This is a genomic window from Flavobacterium sp., assembly GCF_040382755.1.
Taxonomy (GTDB): Bacteria; Bacteroidota; Bacteroidia; order Flavobacteriales; family Flavobacteriaceae; genus Flavobacterium.
On record NZ_JBEIET010000011.1, the window covers coordinates 1 to 21,983 of the forward strand.

Consider the following 21,983-nt stretch of genomic DNA (forward strand, 5'->3'; position numbering starts at 1 on the left):
ACTCAGCTTGACGTTTGCGTTCAAAAAATATCCTGATAAACATTCCATCACTATTTAACCATTTCATGGGTTCTAATATTCTAATAATTTTCCAACCTCTTAAAGTTAAACCATCAAGTTCTTGTGACATATTTTCATCAAACATATCGTAATCAATCATTCTGTATTCGTATTTTTTCATCTTGTTTGTATTTAAAAAGCCGAAGTGATAACAGTGGTTACACAATATTGCCACTTCGGGAGTTATTTAATGTTTATTTTGTACTTGTTTTGTTAGTTGTTTAATCGAATGTTTTCGCTTACTTTTGGCAACATCGTATAGCCACAAACGTTAAACCAATTCCCAAGCCTTAACCTCAATTTGTTTAAACTCTTTGTCTAATTTTAATTGCAAGTCTAAACACGCTTCAATTATTACTTTATTTTTAATAGGTATTTCAGTTCTAAAATAATACTCTATTGTGTCAGGTTTAACGTGCAACTTATTTGCCATATTATCTACAAATGATTTGCGATCTATTAGTTGTTGTAATTTGTGTATCATAGCTTTTCTATTTCTTGTTTAACTTCTTTGTAAAATTCAATTATTTCTTTATGTAAAATGTATGGTTTAATATTGTCGATGTTTAATATTTCATCAACTGCTATTAATGCACATTGTTTGGCGTGAATAATATTAGTCCAATATTGACTATCTGTTTCTTCTGTTCGTATAGCGTAGCAATATTTATCTACTAACTCTTTTGCTTTTTCTTTTGGTGTCATAATAGTTCTATTTCTTGTTTTACTTCTTCAAAATATTTTACGCTACAATTTCTTAATTTTAACTCAAAAATTATAGTATCAACTGCTATTAATGCACATTGTTTGGCTTTATTTTTAGTAGGAATAGAATATTTACCATAAGATATAATTCTAAACTTATCTATTAACTCAATTGCTTTTTCTTTTGCTTCCATAATTTTAAGGTTATACGTTTAAATTAATTTTTTATTTTAAGGCTATAGCTTTAAAATTTCATTTCTTACTTCTTGCCAATAATCTAATTCTTTAGTATCTTTTTGACACCATAATAACTTTATACTTATTATTTCATCAACTGTTATTAATGCTCTTTTTTTAGCTTCACTTTGTATTGTAGAATCGCCTTTTTTATCAATAGGAATACAATACGTCCAATCCATAAAATCAATAATCATTTTATGTACTAATTCTTTTGCTTTTTCTTTTGGTGTCATAATTTTAATGTTTAAATTTCCACAAATATACAAACTATTTTAATACAAATAACATACAAACGTTATTTAGAATAAATATAAATTAACTTCATTGTGTTGTTTATCTAAAAAAAGATATTATATTTGCTCTATCAAAATAAAACAATTAGAAATTATGAATTATTTAAACATGAAAATTAGCTTTTACGAAAATCAAACAATTGGAAATTGTATAGATTTAGGTTATGGTTCTGAACTTATAAAAGAAATCATTTTAGAAATGAGAAATAATAAATTAGAATATTTAAGCAAAAGAGAATTAACAAAATTTAGAAAATGAAAACAATTATCTTTTTATCAGTTGCAACTATCGGAATGAGTACCGATAATTTTTTAGTAATGACAGGAGCATTACTTATATGTGGAATATTAATCTTTAAAAAACAATAAAATGAAAAACTTATGGAATCGTTTAAGCGAAGAAAATCGTTTAAAAATTGAAAATCAAAAAACTCTTTATCCAACTATTACAAAAGATTTAATAGATGAGCTTCAAACTACTTTTAGTTATGTAGATTTAAAATTTGAATCAGTTATTTATTTAGTTCAAGAATTAACAAAAGAAGATAAAGGGTGGGTAGTATTAATTGATAATTTATTTAGCAATGAAAAAATATAGAGTTTATTATTGGAAATATAGAAATGATGAGTATCAAGATTTTGAAGTAGAAATATACGCTTCTAATTTTGATGAGGCGTATAAAGCTTTTAGAGAGGCTTTTAGATTAGTAAAAATTAGAGATATAAGAGAAATATGATAAAATTTTTTAAACAATTATTTTGTAAACATAGATTTGCTTACAACTACAAAAGAAAATATTACAGATGTAAAAATTGTGAACTAAAATTAAAATAAAATATGAAACTAACAATAGAAGTAATTGATGGAAAATGGACTGTCAATAAAAAATTACTACACGAATTAAATCCAAACGAAAAAAACGCATTAGACCAATTTATAAAATCATACGAATAATGACATATTTAGACGAAACATTAGAAACACCGAAACACTACGATAATAGTAAAGGCACACTTTACAAAGTGGCAACCGAGAGAGGATGGAACTCTTATCTTTTTGATATTGTAAAAAGATTAGAAAGAGCAGAAAAGAAAGGCGAATTTAAAACAGATTTAGAAAAAAGTATTAACGTTATTAAATTGTGGTTAAAAGAACATGAGAACTAAAGAAACGCACAACGCATTAGAATTGCTTTTAACAGCTCAATTATTTATAGACATATTCGACAACTATAATTTAACAGGAATTGAAAAGAAGTACGGCAAAATGTTTCATACAGCACTTGAAAAGAAAACTATCAAACATTATAACGAAGTGTACAAAAACGATAGTGAATTTGCCTTAAATAGCTTAAATATTAAAGAGCGAATGATTACGCAAATAGCTGAATTAAACGAAGCCGATGCAATTCTATTAAGTGAATTTATAAATAAGTTTTACGAAAATATAGAAATAGCACGAAAAAAAGGAGTAGTATTTTTTGATAAAATTTTGTAATATGAAAATGACTTTATTAAAAATGTCTAACGAATTAGGAGTGGACAGAGTAACGCTAAAAGAAATAGCAAAAGCACACAAATTAGAATACATTGAAAATAATAAAATGAAGTTTTATAATGTATTTCAAATGCAAAAATTAGTAAAAGATACAACAGTTACTATTTATCGACCTGTTTACATAACTGAAACATACCACATTTACGAATCAAAAATGAATTATGAACAATAAACTAAAAGAAATCTTCTTAAAAGAGGGAATTAGCCAAAGAGAATTTGCAAGAGAAACAGAAATAAGCTACTCACATTTAAACCACATTTTAAATAATCAAGTAGTTTGCTCTTTTGAAACCTTGCAAAAAGTATGTAACAAATTAAATTATAAAGTAAATGTCGAAATTATCGAAGCGTAAAAGCATAGTATTAGTAGGAAAGCGAATCCCTACAGCCTACGAAATTCAAAAAGAAACTACTTTAAAAGCGAAAGAAGTTTTAGAGCAAGTTAAGGGAATGGAACACATAAAAAATAAACCGGTAAAGTATTTATTAAAATGAAACAAACACCGCTACAAAGAATAAAAAGAGTATTAAATTTCTACTATAAAAGAGGTTGCAATAAAGAATCAGTAAACGAACTATATAAAAAAATATTAAAAAATAGATGTAATTAACAAAAAAACATTATATTTGTGCAATAGTTACGCTTCGACAAATTAGTAACTTAAAAACATTAGCCTATTTGTAGGAGTATCGAGGTCGAAGCCGATGCAAATACGAATAGGCATTTTTATTTTAAATATTATGACAGATTACGAAAAATTTTTAGAATCAAAAAGGCACTCGATAGGGAACTTTGGTTTTAAAGCAAATTACATTCCTGACATAGCTTTTGACTTTCAAAAACACGTTATTGAAAAAGCTGTTGAAAAAGGTCGTGTAGCTGTATTTTTAGACACTGGATTAGGTAAAACTTTAGTTCAGTTATCTATTGCAAAAAATATAGTTAATCACACAAATAAAAAAGTATTAATATTAACACCTTTAGCAGTTGCTTTTCAATTTGTTTTAGAAGCTGAAAAGTTAGGTATCGAAGATGTTGAATATTCAAAAGATGGAAAACATACCAAAAAAATTATTATTTGTAATTACGAGCGTTTACATTATTTTAATGAAAATGATTTCGAGGCTGTAATTTTAGATGAGAGTTCTATTTTAAAAAACTTTGATGGTAAAATTAAACAAGAAGTTACAAGTTTTGTTAAAAAAATACCATTCCGATTTTTAAGTACAGCGACACCAAGTCCCAACGACTTTACTGAATTAGGTACAAGTTCGGAAGCGTTGGGATATATGGGGTATATGGATATGATAGGTAAGTTCTTTAAAAATAATCAAAATTCAGTTGATAGCAATAATAGAAATATAGGCGAAAAGTTTTATTTAAAACCACACGCTGAAAAAGATTTTTTTGCTTGGGTTAATCAATGGTCAATTATGGCAAAGATGCCTAGCGATTTAGGATTTAGCAATGAACGTTACAATTTGCCAAAATTAATAACAAATAAGCATATTATAGAAAATCAAAGTTTAATAGATGTTGACGGTCAAATACAAATGTTTACACCTATTGCAAAGTCAATAACAGAGGTAAGACACGAACAAAAGCAAACAGAAGAAAAACGATGTGCAAAAGCTATCGAGTTGGCAAGTGGTAAAACTTCGGTTTATTGGTGTAATACAAATAACGAAAGTAGTATTTTAAAAGCTAATGATAAAAATGCAGTAGAAATAATAGGAAGTCAATCGATTGATAAAAAAGAAGAAATTCTTTTAGCTTTTGCAAATGGAGAAATTGAAAGACTTATTACAAAAGCAAAGATGACTTCAATGGGGTTAAACTGGCAGCATTGTAATCATTCCGTATTTTTTCCAACGTGGAGCTATGAACAATATTACCAAGCTATAAGACGTTTTTGGAGGTTCGGTCAAAAAAATGATGTTACTATTGATATGGTAATTTCAGACGGACAAACAAGGGTATTAGAAGCTTTAGAACAAAAGACACAAAAAGCAATACAGCTACATAAAAATTTAACTGAAAATGTTAATCGTAGTTTTGAAAACAAAGTAAAAGAATTTAACAAAGAATTAATTAAACCAAAATTTTTATAACATGGAAAACAAAGTAAAAGACCAAATTGTAACTGACAGATATGCAATCTATAATAGTGATTGTATGTTAGTAATGCCAACTTTAGATAATGAAAGTGTTGATTTATCAGTTTATAGTCCTCCGTTTGCAGGATTATATAACTATTCAAGTTCTGAACACGATATGTCTAATTGCGAAAGTAAAGAACAATTTTTAGAACAATACGAATTTTTAGTAGCTGAAATTGCAAGGGTTACAAAATCAGGTCGTATAACTGCTGTACATTGTACCGATGTATTCGATAATACTTGTAGACTTTGGGATTTTCCAAACGAAATAATTAGAATACACCAAAAATACGGATTTGAATATCGTAATCGTATTACCATTTGGAAAGAGCCTTTAAAAGTTCGTATGCGTACTATGGTACAATCTTTAATGCATAAATTTATAGTTGAAGATAGTACAAAATGTTTTACAGCTATGCCAGATTATGTTTTAGTATTTACTAAAAAAGGTGAAAATAAAGTACCTGTAACTCATAAATTTGGAATTAATCATTATGCAGGTGAAGTGCCTATTTTACCAAACATTTTAAGAGCTTGGAATAATGCTAATAATTCAGATTTAAACGAGGTGCAACTTTGGGAACACCTTAATAATATTAATGAAGATGATAAGATAACTAAATTAAATCATTACATATGGCAACGTTATGCTTCGAGTGTTTGGGACGATATTAGAATTGATAACGTTTTACCTTTTAGGGATTCAAAAGAAGAAGATGACGAAAAGCACGTACACCCTTTACAACTTGATGTAATTGATAGAATTGTTGAGTTGTATTCAAATCCTGATGAGGTTGTTTTAACTCCTTTTATGGGTGTAGGTAGTGAGGTTTTTAGTCCTGTTTCAATGGGTCGTAAAGCTATCGGAATTGAATTAAAAGATAGTTATTTTAAACAAGCTAAATTAAATTTAGAAGAAGCAAATAAAAGATTTAAAGAAAGTGTAAAACAGGAAACATTATTTTAGGCAAATTAATATTAATTACGTGATTTGATTTTATATAATTGCCTTAAAACCTCACGATGTATAGGTTAATCGTTTTTTATCTAATTTATTTTTTTAATTAACAAAATAATGTTATATTTGCATAACTTTAAAAATTAAATATTATGGGATCAACAAAAAATCTTTTCCTGATGTTACAGGAGCAAAGTGTAGAAACTAATAATTTTCTACCTTCAAAAAAAGAAATTCAACTTTCTGCAAAATCATTTGTTAGCAATCTTTTAGATGCTGGGCAAACTGATAAAATGGAACTTTACGCACAAGCGGTTAGAATTAACGAGGCGTTACAAATCGTTACAGATGAGTTAAAAAATTCAATTCCGCAAGAAAACTTTGAGGCATTCGGCATCAAAGGAACTTACCGAAGCGGTGGAGAGTCTTTAAACTACAAAGAGGACATTGTATACGCTGAATTAGAGCAAAAGTTAAAAGAACGTGCTGAACTTATTAAAGTAGCTACAAACACAAAGGATACGATTTACGATAGTGAAGGAGTTGAAGTAACGAAAGTAAGTAGCACACAAAGAAAATCATCATTAGCAATAACTTTTTAATTATGAATGTAGATAAATTAAAAGCGTTATATTTGAAGTACGAATTAACGAAAGACGATGTATATAAGCACCAACATTACATTATTATTACAAGAAGTGGAATTGATAAAATACAAGCTAAAGAGCAAGTATCTATTAATTATGATGTTATTAATTGCGAACCTAAATTTTGTGTAGTTAAAGCAACTGCAATAAAAGAAAACGCAACTATTCAAACATTTGGCTCTGCATTAAAAGGTGATAGTTTTAAAGATGGTAATACTCAAAGTTGGTATGTTATGGAAATGGCAGAAAAACGTGCAATGAGTAGAGCAGTTTTAAAACTTACAGGATTTTATGAACTTGGAGTATTTGGAGAAGATGAATCAGAAGAATTTAAACGTAAATAAATAAATAAATAATGAGTGAAGTAATTGGAAAAGTTATCCTTGTAGGTAACACAGAAGAAGTAGGTCAAAACGGATTTACAAAAAGAGTAATTGTAGTTGAAACTGATGAACAATATCCGCAAAAGTTAGCTATTGATTTTGTAAAAGATAAAACAAGTCTTTTAGATAAATTCAAAGTAGGCGATAATGTAAGCGTAGGAATTAATTTAAGAGGTTCTGAATATAACGGAAGATACTTTGTTAACTTACAAGGTTGGAAAATCAACTTAAATGATGCTGAAACAACTGCACCAGTTAAGCAAACTGCTAAAGCACCTATTGATATTGATTTATTAGGCCGTATTGATTCAGCTGACGATATGCCATTTTAGGAAACATCCGATGTTAAAAATGTTAATCGAAACATTTGATTTAGAAATCCTTGAAGAAATTTAGGAATTTTGTTTTTTGTATTGTAAAAATGTTTATATTTGTATATCTATTGTTTGGGCAGATTCAATAGAATTTAAGAGATTTTTAAAACGCTCACAAAAGTAAGTCCTGCCCGACTGAAATTGTGGGCGATTTTTATTTATATGAAAAAATTAAGAGAATATCAACAAGAGTTATTAGATGAAATTTTAAACGAAATTCCAAACTATAACAGATTATGTATTCAGTTAAGTACAGGCGGAGGAAAAACTGTTATTTTTACTGAAATGATAAAACAACTAAATTCTAAAACTTTGATTTTAGTTGATAGTATTGACCTGGTGCATCAAACAAACGAAACTTTTAAAAGACAAGGTATTGATGTAGGTATGGTTTTAGCAGGAAACAAAAAATTTCCTGAAAATAAAGTAATTGTAGCAATGGTTTCAACTCTTTGGAACCGTGTTAAAAAAAACACAATGCTATTAAATGACATACAATATTGTACAATTGATGAATGCCACGTTTGGATTTTCAATAAGCTATTTGATTTTTTACCAAATGCCAAAATTTTAGGATTTACAGCTACACCCGTAAGATTAAAAAGGTATAAGTTAGATGAAGAAACTACTGCAATGGAAGTAATGGCAGACGTTTACGAAAAGCTAATTTGTGGCAAACCTATTAATTGGTTAATGGAAAATAATTATTTAGTGAGAGATAAAAACTATTTAATTGATTTTGATAGTAGCGGTTTAAAAACAGATAGCTCTGGAGAGTTCACGGTTGAATCAATGAAAAAAGTATTCCAACACGAAGATTATCAAAGGGCGTTAAGGAATACATACGAAATTTATTGCGAAGATAAAAAGACTATGATTTTTACAGCATCAACAGAAACGAATGCAATTTTTTCTGAATTATTTAAAGACAAAAATGTAAAAACATACGATTCAGTTAACAATAATACAAACGAACGTGATACTATAATTGAATGGTTTAAAAATACACCCGATGCAATTTTAATTAATACAGGTTGTTTTACAAAAGGTTTTGATGTTTGTGATGTCGAAGCCATAATTGTAGCACGTGCAACTAAAAGCCTTGCATTATGGATTCAGATTTGTGGACGTGGTGCCAGAATTACAAATAAGATTAAAAAAGATAATATTATAATTATTGACGGTGGTAATAATATTGAAGAACACGGTACATTTTCTTTTAACAGAAATTGGAATAAAATTTTTAACGATAGGAAAATAAAACTAATTTTAGAACCTCAACAAGAATGTGAGGCGTGCGGTTTTACTTTTAATGAAAAAGATTCCGAATGTCCAAATTGCGGACACGTTGTTCTAATTATAGAAGTTGATTTTGAAATTGAAAAAGAAACAAAACAATTTAAAATAAATGGTCAAAAAGCTAAATTAGAACCACCTACAATGGATATAAATTATTTTATAAATAAAGGAAGTACAGACTATGAAGCATTAAAAATTTTAGCTGAAAAATGGATTCATTTTATATCTAAAAGTAAAATTGAAGAAAAGGATTTTAAATATCATTTGCAAAATGGTAATTTTCAAAAAAGATTTGACGTACTTTTGAAACCCCAATATTTGCAAATTATTCGCTCAATTCTAAAAAAAGGTAAAAACGTTATTTATAAAAATTATTGTAACAAAATATTAAGTAAAGCATACGATAAAAAATATGGAACAAATTAAATTTAGCCTTTACAATTCAGTAAGCTCTAAAGAAAAAGTAGATATACTTTGTGCTGATTATTGCGAAATGATAATAAAAGGTAAATATCAGGACCTGGTATTAAACGCTCGAGCTGTAAAAAAAGACGAAGCAAAATACAAAGCATTAAAACAAAAAATGCCTTGCATTACAGGTTCCGCAATTATGAATCAAGGCGAAAAAAATAAAGCAAATATTCAGCAACTAAACGGATTAATTGTTTTGGATATTGATGACGATGTAAATCTTGAATTAGTAAATAAAATAAATGCAGATCAATATACTTACATTTCGCACCGCTCTTTTGGAGGTGATGGATTATGCGTATTTATTAAAATTAATCCTAATAAGTTTTTAGAATCTTTTAATGAATTAGGTCAGTACTATTGGGATAACTTTAATTTAATAATTGACCAATCTTGCAAAAATACAAATAGATTAAGATTTTTATCTTACGACCCTTATTTGTTTCAAAATGAAAAATCAAAAAAGTTTGTAGCCAAAACCAAAATTAAAAAAGAAGTACAAAAGGAAAACTTTGTATTTGCAAAAGATGATTTTACAGATATAATTGACAAAGTAAAAGATATTGATATTTGTCAAGATGACTATAAAAGATATTGCGAAATAGGTTTTGCAATTGGTTCCCATTTTGGAACGCAAGGACTTGACTACTTCAAAGCAATTTGTCAAAGTGGTTCAAAGTACGACCCAAAGCAAATAGAAAAACACTATAAAAACTTTTGTAAACAAGGCGGAATAACTATTAGTACTTTTTACTATTACGTTAAAGAAGCTGGAATAGAAATATACAGCGAAAAAACAAAGGCAACTATAAAAGCTGTAAACGTACAAAAGGCACAAGGTAAAGCAACTTTTGAAAGTGTATCAAATGTACTTAATATTCAAAAAATTGAAGTAGATGAAAAACTAATAAATGATTTAATTGAAAGTAAAATTGAATATAAGATACAAGAAGATTTGTCTAATATGGCAAAGCTCGAGAATTTTATAATTGAAAACTATGCACCCGAAAGAAATACAATTACAAGCGAATTAAAAATTGATAATGTTGTAATTGATGACCATAAACTAAATAGTATATACAAAACAGCTTGTAAGGTTTTAGATTTTAATGTATCAAAATCAGATGTAAGAGATATTATTAATTCAGATAGCACAAAAGATTTTAATCCATTAAATGCGTTTTTTAGAAACAAAGAATTTAAAACTGAACAAATAGACGCTTATATTAATTGCATACAACCACAAAGCGAATATAATCGCTGGGCGTTTAAAAAATGGATAGTAGGAACTGTTCACAATTGGATTAGTCCATTAAGTGAAACAAAAGTAAGTCCATTAACTTTTGTACTTTGTGGTCAAAAACAAGGTACAGGGAAAACTTCATTTTTTAGAAACATTTTACCAAGTGAGTTAAAAGATTATCTTATTGAAAAAAAGATTGATGCAAATGATAAAGATAGTATGTATAACCTTGCAAAAGGTTTAATTTGTTTTGATGATGAATTTGGCGGACTTGCAACAAAAGACGTTAAAGACTTTAAGAGAGTAGCTGATACGAATTGGATTGATATACGATTGCCTTATTCAGCTTACTACACTAAAATTAAACGTAGGGCGTCAATTTGTGGAACCACTAACGAATCTAATGTTTTAAAAGACGTTACAGGAAATAGGCGTTTACTTCCTGTAAATGTAGAATCAATTGACTATGATAAAATGATTGCAATTGATACCGATTCACTTTGGCGTGAAGCTTTTAATTTATGGCGTAATGACTTTGATTGGAAAATTTATAAAAGTGAAGATATAGATTTTTTAAACGAACATACAACCACAAATTTAGATGTTAATCCAGTAGAAGAAATATTTTTTAGCCATTTTTCTATCGAAGAAACAACAGCTCACAGCGAGAAAACAATAATGAATCAGGGCGATATACTTAATTATTTAAATATACACTCGGGAATTAATGTTTCAAAGTATGATATTAAAGATATATTTACTAAAAATAAATTAATTTATAAATCATATAGGATAAAAGGAAAAGTAAAAATGGGAATTTTATTACACAAAGAACCTACTTTTGTACAAAATAATAACGAAGTTCCGTTTTAAATGTAATATTTGTAATATAAATGTAATATGTTAAATATTACACTTAACTTACTGATAGTAAAATAATTATATAGGTTGTAATATTGTAATATAAAATATTATTAAAATATATGTAAGAATTAAAAAAACATATACATTTTATATAATAATGGTTTTTTATATAAAAATATAATACTCCACAGACAAAAAATATTACAATATTACAACCACTTAAACAATTGAAATACAAATAATTAAATGTAATATAAAATGAACAAAGAAGATTTACTACAGCAAAAATGTGTGATTTGGTTTAAAAACAATTATCAAATGCACCAAAAAGGATTGATTTTTTCGTGTCCAAATGGAGGAACAAGAAATTTAATTGAAGCAAAAAAGCTAAAAGCTACGGGAACAATGCCAGGAGTATCTGATTTAATTGTGGTTTTAGATTCAAAAGTTTTATTTATTGAACTTAAAACAGATACAGGCAAACAATCCGATGCTCAAAAAATATTTGAAACTAAAATAACTAACCTTAATCAAGAATATATTTTAATAAGAAATGAAGAAGAATTTAAAACAACAATCCTTAAAAGAATTGGAAATTGAGAAAAATAAACTTTATGTATCAAAACAAAATCCAACACGATTAAAAGAAATTATAAAAAAATTGGATTATTTTTATTACGGTATTGAATAATTAAGTAAATTTACAAATAATTACGTTATACTAATATGAAAGCAACAGTACAACTATCTTTTAAAGATAAAGAAACAGCAAGACAATACAGCATAGGGCAAACTTTTGAAGGTACACCCGAACGTATTGCAGAAATTAACAAAGCACTTAAGGGAGCTTTGCAAATTATTTTAGAACCTACTCCAGAACAATTAGATTTGGAAGTTGAAACGGAAACAATTATAAAAAAACGTAGACGCTCCAAAAAAGCATAAATGTTAAACGAACTTGTAAGGTATCATAAAGAGTTATTATCTATGGCAAAGAAATTTGACCATAATAACTACGACGACCTTTTACAAGACACCTACATTAAGCTTTACGAAACAGGTAAACAATTTCACGAAATAGACTTCGGATATATTTATATCGTAATGCGATCAATCTACATTAACAAAATTAGAAATACAAAAGAAATCCCTATTGATGACTTTAGTATATTTGAAATATCAAACGAAGATTACCAGGAGCAAAGAATTAATTTAAATAAACTATCAAATGTTGAAAAGCAATTATACTACGCTTACTTCGGTAGAAAAATTACGAATGATAAAAACGAAATTATTGCAGAAATTGATGGTGCAAACCTTTCGAAACTATCACGTGAAACAGGGATACCTTACCGAACTATATACACACGATTTCAACGTATAAAATTAAAACTATGCAAGGACTTGGAGATGCAATCAAAGTTGTAACAGATGCTTTAAGAATAGAGCAGTGCGATAATTGTCAGAAAAGACAATCTAAATATAATAAATTATTTCCTTTTAAGAAAGCACAAAAACCAACTGAAGAGGATATGGTATTCTTAACTGAAGTATTTAGCTGGTATCAAGGCTTACCAATTCCAAGAAGTAAAGTACAAGATATAATTTATTGTGAGGGTATTTGGTTAAGACTATTCAATGTAAAGACTGACAGCTGTAAAAGTTGCGGAGCTACATATCAAAATAACTATATGAAAGATTTAAAACGATTATGGGAAAATTCGAAGTAATAAAATGTACTATAAAAAATAATAGATATACTTTGTATTATAAAGTTGACGAATGTAAATTTAGATATGATTCATTTGAAGATAATTTAACAAAAGAAGAATTTATCTTAAAAGTAAAAACGGAATGGGAAAGAAAAAATATATAGAAACTCCTGAAAAAATGTGGGAATTGTTTTTAGCTTACAAAAATGAAGTTAAAAGCAATCCTATAAAAGTTCAGGATTACGTTGGTAAAGATGCCGAAATGGTATATCGTGAAAAAGAAAGACCATTAACTATTGAAGGTTTTGAATGTTGGTGCTATGATAATGAAATTATAAGTGATTTAAGCCAATATTTTGCAAATACTGAACAAAGATATACAGAATATCAAACTATCTGTTTACGCATACGTAAAGCAGTTAGAACAGACCAAATTGAAGGAGGTATGGCAAGTATTTATAATTCAAGTATAACACAACGTTTAAACAACCTTACCGAAAAAACAGAAAACACTATTATAACCGAGCAACCATTATTCCCAGATTAAATGTTTGTTAGAACCACAACTATAAATAAAATAAAGAATTTGACAAAATTTGTCAAAGGAATTCAAGGAGGCACCTCAAGTGGAAAAACATTTGCGGTGATTCCGATTTTAATTGATATTGCAGCAAAGAATAAATTATCTGAAATTTCAGTTGTGGCTGAGTCAATACCTCATCTTAAAAGAGGTGCAATGAAAGACTTTAAAAAGATTATGATTGAAACCGGGCGTTGGGTAGATAGCCGATGGAATGCAACCGATTTTAAATATAACTTTTCAAATGGTTCTCAAATAGAATTCTTTAGTGCTGATAACGATAGCAAATTAAGAGGTGCAAGACGTGACTATTTATATATGAATGAGGCAAATAATATGACCTTTCACGCTTATACAGAATTAGCCTCACGTACAAAGAAAGGCGTTTATTTGGATTGGAACCCAGTCAATGAGTTTTGGTTTCATACCGATTTGCAAAATGATAATGATGTTGATTTTATAATTGTAACCTATGAAGATAATGAGGCGTGTCCTGAATCCGCTCTTAACTTTATTTTAAAAGCAAAAGAGAAAGCAAAGACTTCTAGCTATTGGGAAAATTGGTACAAGGTTTATGGGCTAGGTCAGATAGGTACACTTGAAGGCGTTATTTTTAACAATTGGCAATCAATTGACACAATACCAAACGATGCACGATTAATAGGTTATGGTATTGACTTTGGATACTCAAACGACCCTACTGCAATAGTTGAGGTTTACAAATGGAATGATAAACGAATAGTAAACGAAATATGCTACCAAAAAGAGTTATCAAATAGTCAGATATCAAAATTCATTACTTCAAAATTACCGACTTATTGTGATAGTGCAGAGCCAAAATCTATTGCCGAGCTAACAAAGTTAGGAGTGAGAGCGTTTGGAGTTACAAAGGGAAGTGATAGTATTAATTTTGGAATACAAACGATGCAAGGGCAAGAGTATTTAGTTACAAAGCAAAGCACTAACTTAATAAATGAGTTACGAAAATACGCTTGGGATAAAGATAAAAAAACGGGTGCTACTTTAAACAAACCTATTGATATGTATAACCACGCTATTGACGCTTTTAGGTATCACGAAATGGAAACAATAGGACTTGGAAAGTCAAAAGGAAAATTAATGTTCGGATAATCAAAAAAAAAATAAAAAAATACGTTATAATAATATGGAAGTTACTATACCAACATCGCTAAAAGAAATCACTTGCTTACAGCTTCACAAAATTACGGAAGCCGTTAAGCTAATCGATAATGAAACGCTTTTAAAAATGACTATCGTTTCAATAGTGTGCGAGTTACCACTTGAAAAGGTAGTTACTTTTTCAATGTCAGATATAAACGAAATTGCAGATAGTGTTTTGAACTTATTAAACTCAAAGCCACAGATTGAACATTTTACAATCGATGGTATAAAGTTTGGTTTTATTCCGAATCTTGACGCGATGTCAGGCTCTGAATTTTTAGACGCAGAAATGTATTTGAATGCAGATATTTTTAAAGCTATGGCTGTTTTATACCGACCAATTAAGAGAGAGAAAAACAAGCTCTACACGATTGAAAAATACAAGGGTAGTGATAAGTATGCCGAGTTAATGCAAAAAGCTCCTGCAAGTGCCTACATAGGTGCAAAGGTTTTTTTTTCGAGTTTAACAATCGACTTATTGACAACTATCCCTCAATATACACTAAAAAATCTAACGAGTTCGGAAGTAGCTCTTTTGGAGAAAAATGGGGTTGGTATATCACAATTGATGAACTCGCTGGAGGAGATAGGCTCCGATTTAAAGAAGTTGTATCACAACTAAATATTAACGAAATCTTGACGCATATCGATTATTTAAAAGATAAGGCACAAGAAGAAAAATTTAAACAAGAAAATGCGAAACGTTATTATAGCAGGACTTAATTTAATAGTCGGACATCTAAACGAAGATGAACGTATTAAGACTATATTTTCAGCAAATGAAGATGAATTGGATTTTAACAAAAAAGATTTATACCCTATGGCAAATGTTAGGGTAAATTCAAACGATTTCAATTCTAACGATGTAACTTTCGAGGTTACAGTAGTTGACCAACGTGATACAAATAAAAGAGCTATAACGAATAAGTTTAACGGAAATGATAATCGATGGGATAATTGGAGTTTAGCATATGATGTATTAAGAAGTATTATAAATAAGACTGAACGATTACAAAATGACGAAAACATTTCTTTTGTAACGAGTTCAAGTCCGTTATTAATAGATAACGCATTTGCTAACGGATTAGATGGGTATTCTGTTTTGATTACTTTGAACTTCCCTAATAGATTATGTTAGATAGAACGGAAACAAATAAGGCACTTTCAAAGTTTACGAAATATGTCGTAAGTCAATCTCGTGCTAATTTAACACGTAAGAATAAAAATGTTAAGGGAAAGCTATACGATAGCATAAAAGGAGAGGCTACTACTTCAAAAAATAGTATAGGACTTTACTTTGAAATGGAAGAGTACGGAGCGTATCAAGATAGCGGAGTAAAGGGTAAAAGTAGCGGTAACTCATTAAGTACTTTTAAGCAAGGCGGTTTCAGATTCGGAACGCGTACGGGTAAAAAAGGTGGATTAACAGAAGGCATTAATCAATGGGTAAAAGATAGACGCTATCAATTTAAAGATAGAGAGAGCGGAAGGTTTTTAAGCTACGAACAAACTGCTTTTATTATAACTCGAAGCATATACCAAAAAGGAATTGAAGCTACTCGCTTTTTTAGTAAACCTTTTGAAGTTGGTTTTGAAAGGTTGCCTGATGAATTGGTTGAGGCGTATGCATTAGACGTAGAAAAATTGTTAAAAGAAACAACATTTAAGAAATGAAAAAGATAAATATCAGAAGTCCGTATTTTATTGAAGTTGATGAGGTGGGGCAAACTTCTGCAAAGATAGAAGTATTTTTATGGAATAAGGGAACTACCGAACCTACAACTCCAAACTATACATTTACAAAGCAAGTGCCAAGTCCGACGCAAACAAAGTTATCTTGGAATATTTCTAATTTAGCACAAGGTTTTATTAAGCCTATTGCACCCGTTAACGTATCAGTACCTACGCAAGAAAATGTTAACACGTGGTGTTATATGCGAGTTATAAGCTATTCTGATGATGTTGAGATATTAGATGAATTATATATATGTTTGAATGGATATACTTCTTATTTGAGTGGTTACAATCAATATACAACTGAAGCCATTGTACTGTTGTTTAACACTGACATAACATTAACTACTGCATCTGGATTTAACTACGTTAATGTCTTTTTTGAGACTGGTGCCGAATGGGAATGGGTAGGAAACTATGAATATGCTTTTTCAACAAGCGATCCTACTATGTACAAATTGCCTTATGATTATGGCAGATATACTTTAAATTATGCTGGTGGAGAGAGAGTTTTTAGAATTTTCCCTGAACAATTATGCGAGCCTATTTATACGCCTGTTGTTTGTACTTTTATTAATCGTTTAGGTGGTTGGCAGTATCTTACATTCTTTAAAGCGAATCAGCAAGGTATAGAAGTAAAATCTAAAGACTATAACCTATTACCTTCATCAATCGATTATAATCCATTACAAGGTATTAAACAGCGTTTTAATTTTCAAGGTACGCAAAAGATAAAATGTAATACGGGATGGGTTGATGAAAATTACAGCGAGTTAATACAAGATTTATTATTAAGTCAAGTAGTTTTATTAGACAACAAGCCAGCAATAGTTAAGAGCCAAAGTTTTGATATTAAAACGCATTTAAAAGATAAGAACATTAACTACGAAATTGAATTCGAATACAACTACGGACTAATAAACGATGTAATATAATGGTAGCTTTATATATTTATATTGATGGAATAGCGAAAAGAATTGAATTATTTGACGATGAAAAGATAAGCGTTACTTCATCGGTTCAAGATATTGCCGATGTGTCAAAAGCTAAAACAGATTTTACTCAATCTTTCACTATTCCAGCAAGTACTACCAACAATGAAATTTTCAAACATTGGTACGAAAGTAGTTTAGATGGTGGATTTGACCATAGGGTAAAGTATAACGGATATATCGAAGTAGATACAAGAACTTTTAGAGATGGAGCATTTGCTTTAAACGACGTGAAGTACAAATATAATATGGTAGATTCATATTCTATTGTATTTTATGGCAAGGCAAAGAATATTAAAGATATTTTAAAAGAGGATAAACTTGCAAATTTAGATTTTAGTAGTTTAAACCATACGTTTACAAGTACGGAAGTAATTAATAGAATTACAAGCAATACTTACGATGTATCATATCCGTTATTTGCAAATGATAGAATATATAATTATAATACTGGCGGTGCTAACGACATTACAACTAATACTGGCTCTATTCATTGGAATACATTATTTCCAGCTATACCATTATCAGTTATAATGCAGAAAATATCTGATAAGTATGATTTGAATTTTACTGGTGCTTTTTTAGATTACCCACAATTTACAAAGTTATGGATGTTATTTAAGAATGCGGAAACATTTTTGCCAAAAATATCTCCAATAAAAGTTAATTTTACAGCAAAAAGCAGTACAGATTTTACTGAATTAGATTTAACAACTGATGAGATTGGTTTTATGATAAGACCTGAAATTAACGATTTTAGATATATAGGTGTTTCAGTTGCTACTTCAAGTTCATTCCCTTATGATATTTTAATTTATAAAAACGAAGTTTTAATTAATTCTTTTGTTAATATTGTTGGTAATAGTGGAACTCGAGGGTTCTTTAATGGAACAATTACAACGCAAAATATAGAAGATAAATATACTATTTATGTGAGTTCAAGAGCTGGCTTCTCATTTACAACTCAAGTTGTTTATGATGGTGGTATAGGATTTGACAGCATTAACTATACAGCAACAAGTCCACTTCAGACAGTTGTAGGAACTATTGATGTAGGCGGTTATGCTCCTGATTTGAAACTAATTGATTTAATTACAGGCTTAATTAAAATGTTTAACCTTGTTATTATTTCAACAGATGAAACAACCTACGAGTTAATTCCATTAGAACTTTATTACAACGATGGAAAGTATAACGACATAAGTGCGAATGTAATTTCAGATGATATAGAATTGAAAAAGACTTCAATGTATAAGAATATTAATTTCAAATATCAAAAAAGTGAAAATATATTAAATACAAAGTTTAATGATCTCTTTATGTCTACTCGTAATTTTGCTTATGGTGATTTGGCTTATGAGCAAATTGATAGTTTAGAAAGTTCAACTTTCAGCGTAGATTTACCTTTTGAAAATGCTATGTATGAAAGAAAATCAAATAGCGATTTTCAAACCATTACATTTAAAAAGATTGATTTAGCTAACTATTTACCGAAGCCTTTATTAATGTACGATAATGGAACGCAAACAGTAACTCCAAATATTAGAATTAATTTAACAACGGGTGGACATCAGCATATTGTTCAATATAGAAGATTCTCAAACGATTATAATAATGGAACTATACTTACTTTAAATTGGGGTGAAGAAATAAGCACTTGGTTTTTAAGTTCCGCATCAAACGGATTATATAAAAGACACTACGAAAATTATTTAGGTAATATATTTAATATAAAAAGTAGATTAGTTGTTGTTAAATGCTACTTTAATCCAGTTCAATTAATTGATATTAAATTAAACGATAGAATTATTATTCGTGATAAAAAATATACGATTAATAAAATGACAACCGATATTACAAGCGGAGAAACTACAATGGAATTGCTAACAGATTATCGTAGTGGAATAGTTCCAATAGGTAACCGATTCTCTTTTGAGCCATTTTATGAAGTTGATAATACAGAGCAAAGTATTGAAGCGTTATTATTGCGAAATGTAAGTCCCGTTATATCATTACAAGCGTCGCTTTATGGGTGGATTGATTACATAGCTACGGACTACGATAATGATACAACAATTAGAGTAGATATATCACAAAATTTAACAGGACTTGAAAGAATAGGGTATATAACAGGGAAGTGGCAAGACGAAACAGGAACAATTATAGACATCGAAATACCAATTATACAAAATGCTTAAAATAATAATCGAGCTATTAAAGATAGCACCAAAAGGAGAATGTGAAACAATTGATTTCGCAAAAGGTAAATACAAATTTCCAGAGAATTTCCAAGAGTTAAAACAATATAATCAATGGCGTAAATACAATTCAAAATGATTACAAAAGTAATAGAAATAGATGTTGACGAATTAAAAGCGTTAGGCGGACTTGACAACTTAAATAAGGCAGTTCAAGAAACTGATAAACAAACGGCTTCTTTAAAAACTCAAATTCGTGAAGCTACAATGGAATTAATCAAAGCTCAAGAAGAGTTTGGTGATTATTCTGCAGCCGCTTTAGATGCAGCAAAGAAAGTAGCACTTTTAAAAGACAAAGTACAAGAAGCTAAAGAAACGTCCGATTTATACGACCCCGGCAAAAGGTTTCAGGTTGCTACAAATGCTATCGCCGCGGGTGCAAACGCATTGCAAGGTTATCAGGCTGCACTTGGATTAGTAGGGGTTGAGGGTGAAGGTGCTCAAGAAGCATTATTAAAAGTGCAGTCAGCAATGGCACTTTCGCAAAGTTTGTCAGTAATTGCAGATAGTGGTAAGGAATTTAGACGTTTAGCCGCGGAAGCTCAAAAATTCACAATAGTTCAAAAAGCAATTACAGCAGGGCAGTGGTTATGGAATGCAGCACAAGCTGCGAATCCAATCGGTGCAATTATAGCAGCGGTTGTAGCTCTTATTGCTGCGGGTGTAGCTTTGACAAAATACTTTATAGATAATTCAGAGGCTGCAAAACAAAACTCCGCAGCAGTTGAACAAAATAGAGTAGCACTTGAAAGTCAAACTAAAACACTTGAAAGAAATTCGGAGCAATTCGATAAAAAGCAAAAGCAAGAACTTGCAATGGCAAAAGCAAGTGGAATGAGTGCGGAGGCTATTCGTAAATTAGAATTAAAATTAATTGATGAAAAAATTGCTTACGAAAAATCACAGAGAGCAATTGCGGAAAATACATATCAAAAGAACTTAAATACTTTAGCAAGTTTAAAAGCTGCGGGTGCAGATGAAGAGGTTATTAAAAAGCAACAAGAAACAGCAAGCGAAAGTATTAAGCAATTTAATAAACAAAATCAAGATGTAAGAAAAGCACTTGACGAAAAGAAAGACATACAAAATCGTCATTTAGTTGAAATCAAAACAGCCGAAGTAAGTTCAGCAAAAGAAAACGAAAAGAGAAGAAAAGAAGAAAGGGACAAAGCAAGACAAGAATTAAGAGACCAACAAAAGAAAGACCTTGAAGAAATTAAAAAGATTCAACAAGAGGCTGTAAAGGCAAATGACGATAGCGTACTTACTGAACGTGAAAAAGAACTTAACGATAACAAAATTAAGAATGATGCGAAGTTAGCACTTTTAAGAAAATACGGAAAAGATACAACCGAACTTGAATTACAAATATTGAATGAGCAAAACGATATTAATTTAAAGTATGATGAGCAAGAGCGTAATCGTAAAAAAGAGCAAAAGGAAAAAGACGATAAAGAGGCACAAGACAAAAAAGCAAAAGACCAAGAAAAGAAATTAGAGGAACTTGAATTAAATAAAGAATTTGAAGCTTTAACTTTTGAGGAGCAAAGAGCAATTTTAACAGAAAGAGAAACTGCATTAATTGAAGATAAACTTTTAAGCGAAGAGCAAAGAACTAAATTACAAGAAGAGTTTGCCAAGTCAAGAGAGGAAATCGACAAAAGAGAGGCACAAGCTAAAAGACAAAATTTAGAAGTTGTATCTAATGCTTTAAGTATGGCTTCTGATATTTTAGGAGAAACAACGGGAGCAGGTAAAGCGTTAGCGGTTGCATCTACAACAGTATCAACTTACTTAGCTGCGCAACAAGCCTATACTTCGCAATTAATCCCTGGTGATCCTTCATCTCCTGTAAGAGCTTCAATCGCAGCAGGTATCGCAGTAGCGGGCGGACTTATGAATGTAAAGAAAATATTATCGGTTAAAACTCCTGGTGGTAAAGGTGGAGGTGCAACTGCTCCAAGTGGTGGAGGTGGTGGTGCTCCAAGTGCTCCGAGTTTTAATGTAGTTGGTAACGCTGGCGTTAATCAAATTCAACAAACCTTGGGAAGAGAACAACAACCTATTCAAGCGTATGTAGTAGCAAACAATGTAACTACGCAACAAAGTTTAGACAGAAACATAGTAAGTAACGCAAGTTTAGGATAACAAAAAAGCCACTCGTTAAGGGTGGCTTTAATGATTAATAACTAAAAAATTCAAACTATGGAAAAAATGTCTTTGCAAATATAAACATTTTTACAATTCAATGTGTAAAATAAACTTTTTTT

The 21,983-nt window shown here is 29.7% G+C and carries 32 protein-coding genes; 27 read left to right on the forward strand and 5 right to left on the reverse strand.

Going from position 1 to position 21,983, the window contains the following annotated elements; all coding sequences use genetic code 11:
* From ABWO04_RS02240 to ABWO04_RS02260, 5 genes are all read right to left on the reverse strand, one after another.
* The coding region (locus ABWO04_RS02240; RefSeq protein ID WP_353076921.1) for a hypothetical protein at positions 1 to 181 on the reverse strand (181 nt) is incomplete at its 3' end.
* A 150-nt stretch (positions 182 to 331) separates the two neighbouring features.
* On the reverse strand, positions 332 to 544 hold the full coding sequence (locus ABWO04_RS02245; RefSeq protein WP_353076923.1) for a hypothetical protein: 213 nt from the start codon (positions 542 to 544) through the stop codon (positions 332 to 334).
* Complete coding sequence (locus ABWO04_RS02250) at positions 541 to 765, reverse strand: hypothetical protein (RefSeq protein WP_353076925.1); 225 nt, start codon at positions 763 to 765, stop codon at positions 541 to 543. The genes ABWO04_RS02245 and ABWO04_RS02250 overlap by 4 nt, the downstream gene beginning before the upstream one ends.
* Positions 762 to 959: a hypothetical protein gene (locus tag ABWO04_RS02255; RefSeq protein WP_353076927.1), complete on the reverse strand. Its 198-nt coding sequence runs from the start codon at positions 957 to 959 to the stop codon at positions 762 to 764. Before ABWO04_RS02255 ends, ABWO04_RS02250 begins: the two co-directional genes overlap by 4 nt.
* Positions 960 to 1,001: 42 nt before the next feature.
* Positions 1,002 to 1,238, reverse strand: a complete 237-nt coding sequence (locus tag ABWO04_RS02260) for a hypothetical protein (protein ID WP_353076929.1) — start codon at positions 1,236 to 1,238, stop codon at positions 1,002 to 1,004.
* 154 nt (positions 1,239 to 1,392) lie between these two features.
* On the opposite strand from ABWO04_RS02260, the gene ABWO04_RS02265 reads away from it, so the two are divergent.
* The 27 genes from ABWO04_RS02265 to ABWO04_RS02395 all read left to right on the forward strand — a co-directional run bounded on the left by ABWO04_RS02265 (position 1,393) and on the right by ABWO04_RS02395 (position 21,861).
* A complete protein-coding gene (locus tag ABWO04_RS02265) occupies positions 1,393 to 1,557 on the forward strand; it encodes a hypothetical protein (RefSeq protein WP_353076931.1) in 165 nt (54 codons plus the stop codon).
* A 111-nt stretch (positions 1,558 to 1,668) separates the two neighbouring features.
* On the forward strand, positions 1,669 to 1,896 hold the full coding sequence (locus ABWO04_RS02270; protein WP_353076933.1) for a hypothetical protein: 228 nt from the start codon (positions 1,669 to 1,671) through the stop codon (positions 1,894 to 1,896).
* A 356-nt stretch (positions 1,897 to 2,252) separates the two neighbouring features.
* Positions 2,253 to 2,465: a hypothetical protein gene (locus tag ABWO04_RS02275; RefSeq protein ID WP_353076935.1), complete on the forward strand. Its 213-nt coding sequence runs from the start codon at positions 2,253 to 2,255 to the stop codon at positions 2,463 to 2,465.
* Positions 2,455 to 2,796, forward strand: a complete 342-nt coding sequence (locus ABWO04_RS02280) for a hypothetical protein (RefSeq protein WP_353076937.1) — start codon at positions 2,455 to 2,457, stop codon at positions 2,794 to 2,796. The genes ABWO04_RS02275 and ABWO04_RS02280 overlap by 11 nt, the downstream gene beginning before the upstream one ends.
* A gap of 1 nt (position 2,797) precedes the next feature.
* Positions 2,798 to 3,028 carry a hypothetical protein gene (locus ABWO04_RS02285; RefSeq protein WP_353076939.1) on the forward strand — a complete coding sequence of 77 codons (231 nt, stop codon included), beginning with the start codon at positions 2,798 to 2,800 and terminating at the stop codon, positions 3,026 to 3,028.
* Positions 3,018 to 3,209, forward strand: coding sequence for a helix-turn-helix domain-containing protein (locus ABWO04_RS02290; protein WP_353076941.1), 192 nt, complete (start codon positions 3,018 to 3,020; stop codon positions 3,207 to 3,209). The genes ABWO04_RS02285 and ABWO04_RS02290 overlap by 11 nt, the downstream gene beginning before the upstream one ends.
* Positions 3,187 to 3,351, forward strand: coding sequence for a hypothetical protein (locus tag ABWO04_RS02295; RefSeq protein WP_353076943.1), 165 nt, complete (start codon positions 3,187 to 3,189; stop codon positions 3,349 to 3,351). The genes ABWO04_RS02290 and ABWO04_RS02295 overlap by 23 nt, the downstream gene beginning before the upstream one ends.
* Before the next feature lie 246 nt (positions 3,352 to 3,597).
* A complete protein-coding gene (locus ABWO04_RS02300) occupies positions 3,598 to 4,968 on the forward strand; it encodes a helicase-related protein (RefSeq protein WP_353076945.1) in 1,371 nt (456 codons plus the stop codon).
* A 1-nt stretch (position 4,969) separates the two neighbouring features.
* On the forward strand, positions 4,970 to 5,983 hold the full coding sequence (locus ABWO04_RS02305) for a DNA-methyltransferase (RefSeq protein WP_353076946.1): 1,014 nt from the start codon (positions 4,970 to 4,972) through the stop codon (positions 5,981 to 5,983).
* Between the two features lie 170 nt (positions 5,984 to 6,153).
* Positions 6,154 to 6,576 carry a hypothetical protein gene (locus tag ABWO04_RS02310; RefSeq protein ID WP_353076948.1) on the forward strand — a complete coding sequence of 141 codons (423 nt, stop codon included), beginning with the start codon at positions 6,154 to 6,156 and terminating at the stop codon, positions 6,574 to 6,576.
* A 2-nt stretch (positions 6,577 to 6,578) separates the two neighbouring features.
* Positions 6,579 to 6,965, forward strand: coding sequence for a hypothetical protein (locus ABWO04_RS02315; RefSeq protein ID WP_353076950.1), 387 nt, complete (start codon positions 6,579 to 6,581; stop codon positions 6,963 to 6,965).
* Between the two features lie 11 nt (positions 6,966 to 6,976).
* A complete protein-coding gene (locus ABWO04_RS02320) occupies positions 6,977 to 7,336 on the forward strand; it encodes a DUF3127 domain-containing protein (RefSeq protein WP_353076952.1) in 360 nt (119 codons plus the stop codon).
* A gap of 204 nt (positions 7,337 to 7,540) precedes the next feature.
* Positions 7,541 to 9,103 carry a DEAD/DEAH box helicase family protein gene (locus ABWO04_RS02325; protein WP_353076954.1) on the forward strand — a complete coding sequence of 521 codons (1,563 nt, stop codon included), beginning with the start codon at positions 7,541 to 7,543 and terminating at the stop codon, positions 9,101 to 9,103.
* A complete protein-coding gene (locus ABWO04_RS02330) occupies positions 9,090 to 11,264 on the forward strand; it encodes a VapE domain-containing protein (RefSeq protein ID WP_353076955.1) in 2,175 nt (724 codons plus the stop codon). Before ABWO04_RS02325 ends, ABWO04_RS02330 begins: the two co-directional genes overlap by 14 nt.
* A 249-nt stretch (positions 11,265 to 11,513) precedes the next feature.
* Positions 11,514 to 11,855, forward strand: coding sequence for a VRR-NUC domain-containing protein (locus tag ABWO04_RS02335; protein WP_353076957.1), 342 nt, complete (start codon positions 11,514 to 11,516; stop codon positions 11,853 to 11,855).
* 126 nt (positions 11,856 to 11,981) lie between these two features.
* Positions 11,982 to 12,200 (forward strand): hypothetical protein, encoded by a 219-nt coding sequence (locus tag ABWO04_RS02340; protein ID WP_353076959.1) that lies wholly within the window; start codon positions 11,982 to 11,984, stop codon positions 12,198 to 12,200.
* Positions 12,201 to 12,683, forward strand: coding sequence for an RNA polymerase sigma factor (locus tag ABWO04_RS02345; RefSeq protein WP_353076960.1), 483 nt, complete (start codon positions 12,201 to 12,203; stop codon positions 12,681 to 12,683).
* Complete coding sequence (locus ABWO04_RS02350) at positions 12,650 to 12,985, forward strand: hypothetical protein (protein ID WP_353076961.1); 336 nt, start codon at positions 12,650 to 12,652, stop codon at positions 12,983 to 12,985. Before ABWO04_RS02345 ends, ABWO04_RS02350 begins: the two co-directional genes overlap by 34 nt.
* Positions 12,967 to 13,131 carry a hypothetical protein gene (locus tag ABWO04_RS02355; protein ID WP_353076963.1) on the forward strand — a complete coding sequence of 55 codons (165 nt, stop codon included), beginning with the start codon at positions 12,967 to 12,969 and terminating at the stop codon, positions 13,129 to 13,131. The genes ABWO04_RS02350 and ABWO04_RS02355 overlap by 19 nt, the downstream gene beginning before the upstream one ends.
* On the forward strand, positions 13,110 to 13,514 hold the full coding sequence (locus tag ABWO04_RS02360) for a hypothetical protein (protein ID WP_353076965.1): 405 nt from the start codon (positions 13,110 to 13,112) through the stop codon (positions 13,512 to 13,514). Before ABWO04_RS02355 ends, ABWO04_RS02360 begins: the two co-directional genes overlap by 22 nt.
* Positions 13,515 to 13,553: 39 nt before the next feature.
* Positions 13,554 to 14,678: a PBSX family phage terminase large subunit gene (locus ABWO04_RS02365; protein ID WP_353076967.1), complete on the forward strand. Its 1,125-nt coding sequence runs from the start codon at positions 13,554 to 13,556 to the stop codon at positions 14,676 to 14,678.
* Between the two features lie 34 nt (positions 14,679 to 14,712).
* Positions 14,713 to 15,351: a hypothetical protein gene (locus ABWO04_RS02370; protein ID WP_353076969.1), complete on the forward strand. Its 639-nt coding sequence runs from the start codon at positions 14,713 to 14,715 to the stop codon at positions 15,349 to 15,351.
* Between the two features lie 72 nt (positions 15,352 to 15,423).
* The gene (locus ABWO04_RS02375; protein WP_353076971.1) at positions 15,424 to 15,867 is read left to right on the forward strand and encodes a hypothetical protein; all 444 of its coding nucleotides are present in this window, start codon (positions 15,424 to 15,426) and stop codon (positions 15,865 to 15,867) included.
* Entirely contained in the window at positions 15,861 to 16,403 is a 543-nt protein-coding gene (locus ABWO04_RS02380) for a hypothetical protein (protein ID WP_353076973.1), read from the forward strand. The genes ABWO04_RS02375 and ABWO04_RS02380 overlap by 7 nt, the downstream gene beginning before the upstream one ends.
* Positions 16,400 to 17,398, forward strand: coding sequence for a hypothetical protein (locus ABWO04_RS02385; protein ID WP_353076975.1), 999 nt, complete (start codon positions 16,400 to 16,402; stop codon positions 17,396 to 17,398). The genes ABWO04_RS02380 and ABWO04_RS02385 overlap by 4 nt, the downstream gene beginning before the upstream one ends.
* Positions 17,398 to 19,653, forward strand: coding sequence for a hypothetical protein (locus tag ABWO04_RS02390; RefSeq protein WP_353076977.1), 2,256 nt, complete (start codon positions 17,398 to 17,400; stop codon positions 19,651 to 19,653). Before ABWO04_RS02385 ends, ABWO04_RS02390 begins: the two co-directional genes overlap by 1 nt.
* Positions 19,654 to 19,788: 135 nt before the next feature.
* Entirely contained in the window at positions 19,789 to 21,861 is a 2,073-nt protein-coding gene (locus ABWO04_RS02395) for a hypothetical protein (RefSeq protein WP_353076978.1), read from the forward strand.
* The last annotated feature ends 122 nt before the right edge of the window (positions 21,862 to 21,983 follow it).